Origin of the sequence: Nocardioides sp. NPDC057577 (genome assembly GCF_042801335.1) — a bacterium.
Taxonomy (GTDB): domain Bacteria; phylum Actinomycetota; class Actinomycetes; order Propionibacteriales; family Nocardioidaceae; genus Nocardioides.
Genome location: NZ_JBHVGB010000021.1, coordinates 18,451 through 32,063 on the forward strand (window position 1 = coordinate 18,451; position 13,613 = coordinate 32,063).

Here is a 13,613-nt window from a genome sequence, read left to right on the forward strand (position 1 = left end):
AACTTACCACTCAGAGATCGTTCGAGTTGGAAGTTGACGGGAACTTCCAAGTGGCTCTTGGAAGCTGCCCGCCAACATCCAACCGTCCCCTACGATCCACGCGTGAGAACGCGTGCTCGACGGGCACCGGCGATCCTGATCGTTTCGCTCGTCCTCCTGCTGGCGGTCGGATTCGTGCTCGCCACCCAGGTCTCCGGCTTCCTCGGGATCAGCGCCGAGCCGGTCGCGGCAGCGCCCGAGACGGCGAGCGTCGCGTCGGCACGGACGGCGACCGCACCCACCGTCGGCCGGGTACGGCTGGCCGAGGACGAGGCGGGTCCCCGGGTCCGGCACGCGGCCGCGGCGTTCCGGAAGGCCGTCGACGACTCCGGAGCCGAGGCCGACGGCACGCTGACCGTGGCGACGGGGACCGACCTCGGCGAGGGCGCCGGGCCCGAGGCCTACCGGGCCACGAGCGACGGCCCCGACATCCACCTCGAGGCCGCCGACGCGGCGGGCGCCGCAGCCGGGCTCTTCCAGCTGGCCGACCGCGTACGCACGGCCCGCCCGCTCCTCACCCCCGACGAGGACGGCGAGGTGCAGCAGCCGGACCTCCCGCTGCGCCTGGTCGACAAGGGTGCGGCCGGTGTTCCCGGGACGGCCGCCGACTGGCGTACGGGCGAGGAGTACTCGCACAACAGCGGCCAGTTCTCCGACGCGATCCTCTCGGACGCCCCGTTCGTCGACACCGAGGCGCTCGCGGAGGACGCCGAGCAGTTCCGGACGTACGTCGATCATCAGCTCGCCCGGGGCTACAACGGCATCGTCATGCCCGGATTCCTCGAGTACGTCACGTTCGACCGCTTCGGGGACGGTGACGAGTTTTATGGCGACGAGATCTATCCGACCGCCGAGGATCCGCACGTCGCCAGAGCGCTCGCGATGCGCGAGCACTTCGGCTCGATGTGGCGATACGCCCACGACGCCGGGATGAGGGTCTACCTCGGTACCGACATGCTCGCCCTGTCCACGCCGCTCCAGCGCTATCTCGACGAGCACGATCTCGATGCCGAGGACCCCGACCTCTGGAACATCTACGCTGCCGGGCTCGAGGAGCTCCTCGCCGAGATGCCCTACGTCGACGGGTTGATGATCCGCATCGGCGAGGGCGGCCGGATCTACCAGCTGCCCGGCTGGGACTACTGGTCGCAGATCGAGGTCACGACGCCCACGGCGGTCAAGGCGATGCTCGACGCGTTCACGACCGTCGCCGAGCGCCAGGATCGAGAGATCATCTTTCGGACCTGGAGCGTCGGCGTCGGCGCTGTCGGCGACCTGCACACCAACCCCGCCTCGTACGAGGAGGTTCTCGGTGACGTGCACAGCGATGCGCTGATCGTCTCGACGAAGCACGTCGCCGGCGACTTCTACTCCTTCCTCCCCTTGAACCCGACCCTCGAGGTCGGTGGCCACCGGCGCATCGTCGAGCTGCAGAGCCGGCGCGAGTTCGAGGGTTTCGGGGCGCTCCCGAACGACCTCGCTGCCGCCTACTCGGCGGCCCTGACCCACCTGGTCACGACCAACCCCGACATCGAGGGGGTGTGGACCTGGAACCAGGACGGCGGCCCGATCCACGCCGGGCCGCGGACGCTCTACCTCCGCGAGGGCTTCTGGCAGCTGTGGGACCTCAACTCGTACGCAGCCTCGCGGCTCGCCTGGGACACCTCGGCCGATCCGGGCGAGATCACCGCCGACTGGGCGCGCGAGACGTTCAGCTCGGACCCGGACACGGTGCGGGCGATCGGGGAGGCGATGGCGCTCTCGCGCGAGGCCGTGCTCGACGGGCTCTACATCGAGCCGTTCGCCGAGAACCAGGTGCGCGCGCTCGGGCTCGAGATCCCGCCCCAGACCTGGCTGTTCGAGTGGGACATCGTCACCGGCGACACGGCCGTCCTCAGCAGCGTCTACGCGATCAGCAAGGACCGCCTGGAGGAGGCCGCCGAGGGCGGCCGGGACGCGATCGAGACGGCCGAGTCGATGCGGCGGATCATCGCCGGGACCGATCCGTCGACCTGGCGAGATCCGTTGCTGCGCGAGGAGCTCCTCGCCGCGATCGACTACGAGATCAACCTGTTCCGGGTCCTCGACGACTACCGCGCGATGACGATGTATCACGCCGAATGGCTCGACACCGGAACATCCCGGGCACGCGAGCGATGGCAGTCGGCGCGGGCGGCGTTCGAGAAGTCCCGCGCCTCTCACGTGTCGACCTACGGCGACGACCAGGCCCACCCCGCCTTCCAGTTCACCGCCGCCGACATCGGGGCGAGGCGGGCCGACCGGGATCCGGCGATGGCCTGGCTCGCCCGTGGGCTGCTCGTGCTCTCCCTGGCCGGGCTGATCCTGGTCAGGCCGTTGCGGATCGCGGTGACTCGGCCGTGGCGGTTGGGCCGGGCGTTGCGGGAGGTGCCGCCGAAACGCTGGGAGCGGGCGGCGGTCCTGGTCCTGCCCCTGGTGGTGCTGGTTCTCGGCCGGGCGACGCTGACCTGGTTCGCGGCGCCTGCGCATCTCGTCGTGACGCTGGGCGCCTGGTTGCTGTTCGCGCTGACGCTACGGCTCCTGATCGGGCGTCGCGACCCCTTCGCGCTCTGGGCGGTCGTCGGCGGGATCGCCCTGGTCCGGTCGGTGATCCTGATGGCCGCGCTCGCCAACCGCGGACCGGGGCGCTACTGGTATCTCTTCTGGACCGAGCCGGGCCCCCGGACCTTCTACATCACCGTCGCGTTCGCCGGCTTCGGCCTGCTGTTCGTCGCCACGGCGCTGGCTCTGCGAAGTGCCTACGGATTCATTCGTCGGGCCGCCGTGGGGCGCGTCCTGATCGCGGCCGGGGTCCCGGTCGTCCTCGGCGGCGCGGGTGTCGCGATGATGGGCACCGAACGTGCCCTGACCGTCTGGAACGACCAGATGGCGCTCATCCCCTGGGGGCTCTCGCGCATCCTCGGCATCACCGTGCACCTCGGCATCCCGACGAGCCTGCCCTGGTTCGCCGTCGGTTGCGGAGCGGCCGCCGCGCTGGTCGGGGTCGCCTTGAGCGTGCGGCTTCGGCGCTAGTCTGGCTCCGTGCAGTTCGGCCAGTATCCCGCTCCACGCCACACGATCGCCCACCTCTCCGACACCCATCTCTACGCCGGTGACGAGCGGCGCATCTACGGCAAGGTGGACCCCGCGCCCGGGTTCGAACGGGCCCTGGCGCGGCTGCGCGGGATGCCCACCCCGCCGCAGGCGATCGTCTTCACCGGAGACCTCGCCGACCTGGGCGAGCGCGGTGCCTACGTGCGTCTTCGCGAGCAGGTGGAGCCGGTCGCGGCCGAGTTCGGTGCGGAGATCGTCTGGGTGATGGGCAACCACGACGAACGCGAGGTCTACTCCGAGGTGCTCTTCGGGGAGGCCTCGGACGCCCCGCAGGACCGCGTCCACGAGGTCGCGGGCCTGCGGATCATCGCCCTGGACACCACCGTGCCCGGCTGGCACCACGGCGACATCGACGACTCGCAGCTCGAGTGGCTGGCCGACGTGCTGAAGGAGCCGGCGCCACACGGCACCCTGCTGACGATGCACCATCCACCGGCGCCGCTCCCCCTCAACGACGCCAGCGTGATCATCGAGCTCGACGGCCAGGACCGGCTCGCCCCGGTGCTGGCGGGCAGCGACGTACGCTCCATCCTGGCCGGTCACCTGCACTACTCGACCAACACCACCTTCGCCGGCATCCCGGTCTCGGTCGCCTCCGCGAGCTGCTTCGCCGCCGCCCCCGCGACCGCCGACCGGTTCTCCTCGGCCGTCTCCGGCCACCAGGCGATCTCGCTGGTTCACCTCTACGACGAAGGCGCCGGTGGCGTCCCCGGTGCCCCGGTCGTGCACACCACGGTGCCCACCAGCGAGTCCCCCGAGGTCGCCGGCTTCCCGTCCTCGGTCGTCGAGAAGCTGGCCGCGATGACCGCCGCCGAGCGCCGCGACCTCTTCTCCCGCAAGGGCAAGGCCGCGCGCGCCCTGCGGCGTCAGCTTCGAGACTGACCCGCGCCGCCTCGATCTCCGCCTCGAGGCTGATGTGGGCGTACGTCCGGGCCCGGAACGATGGTTGCGAAACGTCAACGACGACAGGAGCAGCCATGTCTCGGACCATCGTCCGCACGGGCGCCGCAGCGATCGCCGCGGTGCTTCTTCCTCTGACGGCCGTGCCGGCCGCGTACGCCCAGCCTGATCCCGATCCTGATCGCGGGCCCGCGGCCGTTGCGCCGGACCCGACGGCGCTGACCCGGGAAGCGACCGCGATCGCCGAGCGGGCGGCGGCCAAGCAGCAGGGGTTCAAGGCCCTGTCGTCGACTCCGGCTGCCGCCGAGCTCGACCGAGCCGTCGACGCGGTCATCGCCGACGGCGCCCTCGGCGTCACCGCCCGGGTCGAGGCTCCGGGTCTGACGTGGACGGGGGCAGGCGGCGTACGCGAGGCGGGCACCGAGCGCGACGTCCGGGCCTTCGACAGGTTCCACGTCGCCAGCAACACCAAGACGATGATCGCGACCCTGGTCATGCAGGAGGTCGAGCGCGGCACCTGGAGTCTGGACACCCCGGCCGAGGACGTACTGCCCGGGATCTTTCCTGCCGGCGTCACGATCGAGCACCTGCTCAGCCACCGCTCCGGGGCCCCGCGCGGCCCCGAGGAGCTGCTGCTGACCCGCGTCGAGGACCCCGACTCGTTGGAGCAGCTCATCGACGCCGTCGGTCAGCACTACACCGAGGCCGAGCACCTGGCCGCGATGCGCTCGGTCCCCTGGCTCTTCGAGCCGGGCACCGACTTCTCCTACTCCAACTACGGCTACGTCGCCCTCGGCGTCATGCTCGAGAAGGAGACCGGCCGAGATCTCGATGACCTGCTCCACCGGCGCATCTTCTGGCCGGCCGGCATGCTCCGCACCGACTACCCGAAGACCTCGCACAACCGCGGACCGTTCCTCGAGGGTGCGGCCAAGATCGACCAGACCGGATGGCGGGCCCTGACCGACCTGGACCCGAGCGTCTTCCACGCCTCCGGGGCCGCGACCAGCACCACCCGTGACCTGGCCTCGCTCAACGAGGCGCTGCTGACCGGTGAGCTGGTCTCACCGGCATCGGTCGACGCCATGCTCCCGCCTCGCTCTGGCAGCGCCGACCCCGACTACGGACTGGGCATCTATCGCGTCGCCGATCCCTGCACGGAGGGTGAATACCTCTACGGCCACGACGGCGCCCACTTCGGCACCCAGTCGATCAACTGGAGCTCGCGCGACGGCGAGCGTCAGGTCACCCTCGCCTGGACCGGCCGCGACTACACCGGCGCCACCGAGCCGCCCTACGACCTCGGCCTCCTGCTGGAGCCGATGCTGCTCGCGACCTGCTGAAGCCCGGTTCGCCGTCGCCCGGTCAGGGTCGCAGGATACGGCGCTCGATGGCCGTGGCGACGGCGCCGGCTCGGGTGTCGACGCCGAGCTTGGTGTAGATGTGGGAGAGGTGCGACTTGACCGTCGCCTCGCTGACCAGCAGCTCGCGGGCCATCTCCTTGTTGCCCAGGCCCTTGGCGAGCAGCCGCAGGATCTCGACCTCGCGCGGGCTCACCTTCGGTGTCGGCGAGGCGGCCCGCTGCAGCAGCCGGGTGGCGACCGACGGGGCCAGCACCGTCTCTCCTCGTGCGGTGCCCCGGATCGCGCGGAACAGCTCGTCGGGCGGCGCGTCCTTGAGCAGGTAGCCCGCCGCACCGGCGTCGACGGCGTCGAGCACGTCGGCCTCGGTGTCATAGGTCGTCAGCACCAGCACCTGCGGCGGCGAGGGCAGCTCGCGGACCAGCCGGGTGGTCTCCGCACCGCCCGGTCCGTCGCCGAGGCTGAGGTCCATCAGCACCACGTCCGGCTGCGTCTCGCCGACGACCGCGACGGCCTGGGCCGAGTCGGCCGCCTCGCCGACCACGTCCAGGTCGTCCTGGGCATCGACCAAGGCGCGTACGCCTGCCCGGACGACCGGGTGGTCGTCCACCAGCACCACCCGGATGCGTTGCTCAGCCACGACGTTCCTCCCCCTGAGTGGATGCTGCCTGAGTGGATGCTGCCTGTCCGGCCGCGAACGAGGCCGCGAGCACCGTGCCCTCGCCCGGGGCGCTCTCGATGACCAAGTCTCCACCCAGCAGGCGGGCGCGAGCGCGCATGCCGGCCAGGCCGTGTCCGCGCAGCCCGTCGGACTCCTTCAGTCGGGCCGGCTCGAACCCGGTCCCGTCGTCGCGTACGTCCAGGGCGACCCCGCCCTCGTGGAACGTGAGAGAGACGACCGCCGTGGTCGCGCCGGCGTGCTCGGCGACGTTGGCGAGGGCGCCGCGCAGGGTGCGGACGACGGCCGTCGCCACGCGGCCGCCGACCTCGTGCGGGTCACCGTGGACGTGGACCGGGACGCTGAGCCCGGTGGTGGCGGCGACGTCGTCGGCGACCTGGCGTACGGCGGTGACCAGCGCCGATCCGCCGGTCAGCTCGGTGGGGGCGAGGTCGCGGACGACCCGTCGCGCCTCGTCCAGCGAGGAGCGGGCCATCGCGGCCGCCTGGTCGACGTGGTCACGGGCATCGGCCGGGCGCGGCTTCCACTCCTGGTCGGCCGCCTGGAGCAGCAGGTTGATGCTGGTCAGGCCCTGGGCGACGCTGTCGTGGATCTCCCGGCTCAGTCGCGCACGTTCGGCCACGACGCCGGCTCGGCGCTCAGCGTCGGCGACCTCGTCCTGGGCCGCCTCGAGGTCTGCCAGGAGCGCGCGCCGGGTGACCGCGTCGCGCTCGAGAGCGCGGTAGGCGGTCACCGCGAGCACGGCCACGCAGACCGGCCCGAGGAGGACGGTCGGGTCGGCCAGGCCGGTCATCCGGCTCCAGGCGACCGCGACGACCGCGACCAGGAACACCGTGGCGGCCACCGCCCACCGGAACGGCAGGATCCGCAGCGCGAGGAAGACCAGCGGCACCGCGGCCCACGAGAACGACGGCGCGATCAGCGCCAGCACCGTCCAGCAGGCGACCACAGCGGCCAGCCACACGATCGCGGCCGTGCCTGCGAGGCGGCGGCCCGCGGCGTACGCGATCAGGAGGAGGGCGGCGCCGGGCAGGACCACCTCGGCCTGGTCACCGAGGCCGTGGCCCTGGAGATAGCGAGCGACCGAGGCAACGACGAGCACCACCAGTGAGATGTGGAGCCAGCGGTCCAGCAGCGACTGGCCGGCCAGGATCCCACCGGCGCGAGGAGTATCGGTCGACATGATCGTTCCAGGCTAGGCCGGTCGCGGCGTCCCCGGCATCATCCGATCGGCTATCCGGAGTGTCGCCGGACGGCTATCCAGACGTCGCCGGTCACCCGATGCCCGGGCCCCTCCCCGACGGCGATGGTTGATACATCAGCCCGAACAACCGGAGGAGAACCACCCATGCGTACGTCCCGAATCGCCGCCCTCGCCGGCCTGGCCGGCATCGCCGCCACGGCCACCCTGTCCGTCGCCGGCCTCGGCATGGGCACCGCCGCCAACGCCGCGCAGGGCCACGGCCGGCCGGCGAGCTACCTGCTCGAGGGCGACCCGTCGGCCCAGGGCGGCTCGAAGTTCGAGGGCATCGGCGTCGACCAGAGGTCCGGCAGGTTCTACGTCAGCGAGGTCACCGGCGGCGAGATCCAGCGCGGCTCCGCCGACCGTGCCCAGGCCGAGGAGTGGCTGGCCGGTGACGGCACCGACGGCCGCTACACCGCCCGCGGGATCACCGTCGACGACGAGGGCCGCATCTACATCGCCGGCGGCCCGAACGGCACCGGCAACGACCGTCCCGACCTGTGGGTCTACAGCCCGTCGGGCGAGCTGTTGGCCGCGCTCCGCGTTCCCGACAACGACGCGTTCCTGAACGACGTCGCGATCGGGCCGGACGGGGCTGCGTACTTCACCAACTCCAACGACCCGACGATCATCCGCGTCGCCGAGGGTGTCGACGGCTGGGCGGCGACCGAGTGGGCCGACGGCAGCTCGCTGATCAGCCGTCAAGAAGGCTTCAACCTCGGCGGCATCGTGCTCAGCCAGGACCGCTCCGCCTTCGTGGTCGCCCAGGGCAACACCGGGCAGCTGTGGCGCTTCTCGATCGCGACCGGCGAGGTCAGCGCGATCGACACCGACGGCGCGAACCTGCGCAACGCCGACGGCCTGATCCGGCAGGGCCGCGACCTCGCCGTGATCCGCAACTTCGACAAGCAGATCGTGCACCTCGAGCTGAACCGCTCCGCGACCTCGGCCGACCACGTCTCCTCGCGCGCCACCGACCCTGACCGCGTCCTCACCACCGGGAAGCTGCTGAACGGCCGGATGCTGCTGGTCGACAGCCACTTCGACGAGCAGACCGCGCAGGGGCCGTACGAGATCGTCACCGCACGGATGCCGCGATGACCGTCTCTCCCCTGCGGTGGTCGCTGGCCGCCGCGGCGCTGACCGTGCTTCTGGCAGGCTGCGCCGCGGCGCCGCCGGAGACCGCCGAACCGTCTCCATCGAGCTCTCCGTCGAGCTCGGCGCCCGCCCCGACGACAAGGGCGGAGAACACCCCCGACCCCGAGGAGCGACAGCGGATGAACGAGCAGCTGATCAAGGCCGCATGGGACAACGACGTGGCCCGCGCCCGCGAGCTGATCCAGGCCGGTGCGGACGTCAACCACGAGGACGACACCCAGCAGAGCGCGTACCTCATCGCCGCGAGCGAGGGCTACGTCGACCTGCTCGACCTGACCCTCCGCAACGGCGCCGAGATCAACGCCAAGGACTCCTACGACGGCACCGCGCTGATCCGCGCCGCCGAACGCGGCCACGCCGACGTCGTGGGGCGTCTGGTGCAGGCCGGGATCGACCTCGACCACGTCAACAACCTGGGCTGGACCGCGCTGCACGAGGCGATCGTGCTGGGTGACGACGGCCCGGACGCCGCCGACACCGTGCGGGTGCTCGTCGCGGCCGGCGTGGACATCTCGATCGTGGCCGGCCGGGACGGGAAGACCGCCCTGGAGCACGCCGAGGAGCGCGGTTTCGACGCGATCGTCTCGACGCTGCGTACGGTTTCTTCCGGGGTCGCCGATGGTGATCCTCAGCTTCTGCGGGCCGCTTCGGCCGGCGATGCGGACTCGGCCGCGGCGGCCCTCCGGGGCGGCGCCGATCTGGAGGCCAGAGACGGCAACCGGCGTACGCCGCTGCTGCTCGCCGTCACCGACGACCACCTCACCACGGCCCGTCTGCTCGTGCACCTGGGGGCCGACCCGGACGCCCTCGACGGCCAGCACGACACGCCCTGGCTGGTCACCGGTGTGACCGGGAGCGTCCCGATGGCCGAGCTGCTGCTCGGCGTCGACCCGGACCTGACCGTACGCAACCGCTACGGCGGTCTCTCGATCATCCCCGCCAGCGAGCGCGGTCATGCTGACTATGTCGAGCGGGTCGCTCGCACCAAGATCGACATCGACCACGTCAACGACCTCGGCTGGACCGCACTCCTCGAGGCCGTGATCCTCGGCGAGGGCTCCGACCGCTGGCAACGCGTCGTCCGCAGCCTGCTCGAGAACGGCGCCGACCCGAGCATCGCCGACCGCGACGGCGTGACTCCGCTTGAGCACGCACGCAGCCGCGGGTTCACCGAGATCGCGCAGATCATCGAACAGCGCGGCGGCTGACCCTTGACCTTGACGCTGCGTCATACCCGGACAGTGGTGCTCACCGATACCAGCGAAGAGGAGCACCACCATGAACGCAGTCATCATCGCCGTCGAGCTAGCAGCCGCCGCGGCCTTCCTGAGCATCCCGATCGTGCGGCACCGTTACGGCGCCCGCGCCATGGCCGACGCCGAGGCCGAGCTCGCCCGTCAAGGCGTACGCACCAGCGCCCTGCGCGAGAACGGCATGCGGTTCGACGCCAGCGGGCACGAGTGGTGGGCACCTGGCGGCATCGCCTTGTTGCTCGTGACGGCGGCGGGTCTCACCCTCGCCGGGTTCGAATGGATGCGCCCGGTGAACCTGGTGGTGCTGTCGTTGCTGTTCCTCGGCAACTGCGTCATCGTCTACAGCAACCTGACCGCGGTGCGTTCGGTGCAGGCCGCCTTCCGCCGCAAGAACGACCCCGAGCTGGCCGGCGTCGATGTTCCGGCCCTGCTCCAGGTCGCCGAGGCGGGCTTCCCGGACTGGACCTGGACCCTCCAGAAGGCCCGCAACACCGTCGTGTTCGTCGGCTCTGCGCTCGGCCTGATCCTGCTGGCCGTGGCCTGATCAGTGGCCCACGAACCCGGGGCCCTGACCGGTTCCCCCGCCGGTCGGGGCCTCGTCGCGCGTGAACGTGAGCTGCTGGACATCGATGTAGCCGGCGGCGAACCCGGCGCGGGAGTACTCCAGGTAGAAGTGCCACATCCGCAGGAAGGTCTCGTCGAACCCGAGCTCCCTGACCTCGTCGGCGCGGTCGCCCAGAGCCTGGTCCCAGCGCCGCAGGGTCTCGGCGTAGTGGGGACCGAAGGAGAGCCGGCTACGCACCCGGAGTCCGGTGTGCGCCTCGGTCACCTCGGTGATCGCCTCGGTCGAGGGCAGCAGCCCACCGGGGAAGATGTACTTGGTGATCCAGGTCTCCGTGTTCCGGGTGGCCAGCATCCGGTCGTGCGGCATCGTGATCGCCTGGATGACCGCGGTGCCGCCCGGGGCCAGGACCTCGTCGATCTTCGCGAAGTACGCCGGCCAGAACCGTTCCCCGACCGCCTCGATCATCTCGACCGAGACCACCGCGTCGTACGTCCCGACCACGGCGCGGTAGTCGCGCAGCTCGACATCCACCCGGTCACCGAGCCCAGCCGCGGCGATCCGCTGCCGGGCCAGCGCGGCCTGCTCCACGGAGAGGGTCACCGAGGTGACCTGGGCGCCCCGGGCCGCCGCCCGGAGCGCGAGCTCCCCCCACCCGGTGCCGATCTCGAGCACCCTGGTCCCTTCGCCGACGCCCGCCTCATCGAGGATCCGGTCGATCTTGCGGTGCTGTGCGGTCGCCAGGTCCTCCGTGGAGGGGAGCGAGGAGAACAGCGCCGAGGAGTAGCTCATCGTGGGGTCGAGGAAGAGCGCGAAGAAGTCGTTGGACAGGTCGTAGTGGTGCCCGATGTGCTCGCGCGCGTTCTCCGGGGTGTTCAGGTCCTTCGCCCCACGGCGCCGCTCATAGACCGCGCTCGCCCGCTGTGCCCACCCGGGCAGCAGACCCGTGACGTCGCGGCACAGGACGGTCAGCGTCTCCCCCAGCGCCGGAGCGTCCCAGGCACCGGTCAGGTACGCCTCGCCGAACCCGATCAGCCCGTGCCGGCCGAGCCTGGCGTAGAACTCCTCGGGCCGGTGCAGCACGATGTCGGCCGGGCTGCCGTCCTCGCTCACGCTGATCCCGAGCCGCCTCGTGGCGGCCCCGAACAGGGTCGCCGCGGCCGCCGCGGCGCCACGGGCCACCGGGCCGGTGGGCGTCTCCTCCAGCATCGGCCAGCGGTTGCCCTCCAGGGCCTGGGCGGTGGGGGCTTCGATGGTCTTCATCAGACACCTTCCTGGTGGTGCGGCGGCCGTCTCCGGACCGGTAGGCGACGTAGCCACAGCGCTACGCCGTGAATGCGGATCCAGACCGCGCCGAGAAGCGCGGCGGGAGCGGAACGGAGCGTGTCCCCGAACCGCCCTTCGACCCGGGAGCCGCGGACGGAGGCGTCGAAGACGGTCCCGTCCTCGGTGGTGAGCCGGACGGCGACCCGGAGTCGCCCGTCGGGTGGCGGCACGATCAGCTCGTAGTGGCCGTCGACGCCGTGGAACGGCGAGACGTACATCGCCTTGGCGACCTGTGCCCGATGCCGCTCGTCGGGGTGGACGAGGTAGGCGTGCCGGTCGCCGTAGGTGTTGTGCACCTCGACGACGGTGGCCAGCGGCTCTCCGGAGGCGGCTGTGCACCAGTAGACGCTGATCGGGTTGAAGCTGAACCCGAAGGCCCTCGGCTGGGCCGCCATCAACACCCGCGCGTCCGCCAGGTCGATGTCGTGGAGCTTCAGGAACGCGGCGAGGTTCTCCCGGATCGAGAGCTCGGGGTCGCCGAGATGGTCACGTGCCTCGAAGCGGCCGAGGGGCCCGCGATCGGGTAGCCAATCCAGGTCGACCACCTGCCAGTGGGAGCGGTGCACGAACCGGTTCCGCAGCGGCCCCCGCCGGGTGTGACTGATCGTGGTGCGATAAACGCCGGTCACGTCGTCGGGCCGCTCGGCAGGGTTCGTCCATGACAGCCCCAGCCGCTCGGCCGCCCGGGCCCCTGAGCGGGCGCCGTCCTCGTGGAATCCCCAGCCACGCCAGGCGCCGGCGAAGACCAGCGCGTCGGAGTCGAGCTCGTCGGCACGCTGTTGAGCGGCCACCGACTCCGGGGTGTAGAGCGGGTGCTCGTACTCCATGGTGGCGATGACCTTCGCCGGGTCGATCAGGTCGGCGCCGCCGAGCGTGACCAGGTGACGTACGCCTCCGGGGGCCGGCAGCCGCATCAAGCGGGTCAGGTCGTAGGTGACCGTGACCTGACCGCGGCCGGGACGCTCGAGGTAGTTCCACGAGGACCGGGCGCGCTCGTTGCTCGGCAGGACGCTGGTGTCGGTGTGCAGCTGAGCCTGGTTGGCGGAGTACGGGAACCCACCCAGGATCTCCCGCTGGGCCGCCGTCGGCTCTCCGAGCATCGCCAGTGACTGTCCCGGATGAGACGCCAGCACGGCCGCGTCGAAGAGCTCGGTGCGCCCGTTGCCGTCGGTGATCTCGACACCCGCGCCGGTCTCGACCACGTTCACGACCTTCGTCGAGGTCAGCACCCGCCCGCCACGGCCGCGGATCGCGGCGGCGACCCTCTCGACGTACGTCGCGGACCCGCCCGTGACCGTGCGCCAGCGCGGCGATCCGAAGACCTGCAGCATCCCGTGGTGCCCGAGGAACTCGAAGAGGTAGCGGGCCGGGTAGCTCAGCGCCGTGTCCGGGTCGCAGGACCACACCGCAGCGACCAGCGGCGCCATGAAGTGGCGGCGGAAGTGCGGCGTGAACCCGTGCTCGTCCAGGAACGCCTCGAGGGTGCGATCGTCGGGCTCCTCGCGCGCGAGGAGCCCGCGGGCGGCCCGATGGAACCGTGGGATCTCGGTGAGCATCCGCAGGTGCGCCGGGCGGAACGCACGGCGGTCGGGCAGCACCCCGCGCAGCCCGCGCGCACCGGCGTACTCCACCTCGGCGCTCTGCGAGCGCACCGACATCGACATCTCGGAGACCTGCGTCGGCACGTCGAGCTCGGCGAAGAGACGAAGCAGCGTCGGATACGTACGCCGGTTGTGCACGATGAACCCGGTATCGATCGCCAGCTCGCTCCCGTCGGGCGCGGTGACGCGGTGGGTGTCGGCGTGACCACCCAGCCGGTCATCGGCCTCGAAGAGCGTGACCGTGCCGTGCCGCGACGCGATGTACGCCGCGGTCAGGCCGGCCACACCACTGCCCACCACCGCGATCCGGCGGCGTTCGTGGTCGGGACTGCTCATCGGGCTCCTCGGGGGTCGAAGCG

The 13,613-nt window shown here is 71.4% G+C and carries 10 protein-coding genes; 6 read left to right on the plus strand and 4 right to left on the minus strand.

Annotated features, from left to right (window positions below):
- The first annotated feature begins 102 nt into the window (after positions 1–102).
- The 3 genes from ACFU7D_RS06915 (at position 103) to ACFU7D_RS06925 (ending at position 5,414) form a co-directional block, all read left to right on the plus strand.
- Positions 103–3,090, plus strand: coding sequence for a hypothetical protein (locus ACFU7D_RS06915; protein WP_378864917.1), 2,988 nt, complete (start codon positions 103–105; stop codon positions 3,088–3,090).
- A 9-nt stretch (positions 3,091–3,099) separates the two neighbouring features.
- Entirely contained in the window at positions 3,100–4,053 is a 954-nt protein-coding gene (locus ACFU7D_RS06920; protein ID WP_378864920.1) for a metallophosphoesterase, read from the plus strand.
- Between the two features lie 95 nt (positions 4,054–4,148).
- A complete protein-coding gene (locus tag ACFU7D_RS06925) occupies positions 4,149–5,414 on the plus strand; it encodes a serine hydrolase domain-containing protein (RefSeq protein WP_378864923.1) in 1,266 nt (421 codons plus the stop codon).
- A 22-nt stretch (positions 5,415–5,436) separates the two neighbouring features.
- Here ACFU7D_RS06925 and ACFU7D_RS06930 read toward each other — a convergent pair whose 3' ends face one another.
- Together ACFU7D_RS06930 and ACFU7D_RS06935 are read right to left on the minus strand one after the other, a co-directional pair.
- Positions 5,437–6,072, minus strand: a complete 636-nt coding sequence (locus tag ACFU7D_RS06930; RefSeq protein ID WP_378864926.1) for a response regulator — start codon at positions 6,070–6,072, stop codon at positions 5,437–5,439.
- Positions 6,065–7,294, minus strand: a complete 1,230-nt coding sequence (locus tag ACFU7D_RS06935; RefSeq protein ID WP_378864929.1) for a sensor histidine kinase — start codon at positions 7,292–7,294, stop codon at positions 6,065–6,067. The genes ACFU7D_RS06930 and ACFU7D_RS06935 overlap by 8 nt, the downstream gene beginning before the upstream one ends.
- 165 nt (positions 7,295–7,459) lie before the next feature.
- Here ACFU7D_RS06935 and ACFU7D_RS06940 point away from each other — a divergent pair, with 165 nt between their 5' ends.
- The 3 genes from ACFU7D_RS06940 (at position 7,460) to ACFU7D_RS06950 (ending at position 10,309) form a co-directional block, all read left to right on the plus strand.
- Positions 7,460–8,455, plus strand: coding sequence for an SMP-30/gluconolactonase/LRE family protein (locus ACFU7D_RS06940; RefSeq protein WP_378864932.1), 996 nt, complete (start codon positions 7,460–7,462; stop codon positions 8,453–8,455).
- Entirely contained in the window at positions 8,452–9,720 is a 1,269-nt protein-coding gene (locus ACFU7D_RS06945) for an ankyrin repeat domain-containing protein (protein WP_378864935.1), read from the plus strand. The genes ACFU7D_RS06940 and ACFU7D_RS06945 overlap by 4 nt, the downstream gene beginning before the upstream one ends.
- 70 nt (positions 9,721–9,790) lie before the next feature.
- Entirely contained in the window at positions 9,791–10,309 is a 519-nt protein-coding gene (locus tag ACFU7D_RS06950; RefSeq protein WP_378864938.1) for a hypothetical protein, read from the plus strand.
- Here ACFU7D_RS06950 and ACFU7D_RS06955 read toward each other — a convergent pair whose 3' ends face one another.
- Positions 10,310–11,590: a class I SAM-dependent methyltransferase gene (locus ACFU7D_RS06955; protein ID WP_378864941.1), complete on the minus strand. Its 1,281-nt coding sequence runs from the start codon at positions 11,588–11,590 to the stop codon at positions 10,310–10,312.
- Entirely contained in the window at positions 11,590–13,590 is a 2,001-nt protein-coding gene (locus ACFU7D_RS06960; protein WP_378864944.1) for an FAD-dependent oxidoreductase, read from the minus strand. Before ACFU7D_RS06960 ends, ACFU7D_RS06955 begins: the two co-directional genes overlap by 1 nt.
- Positions 13,591–13,613: the final 23 nt, after the last annotated feature.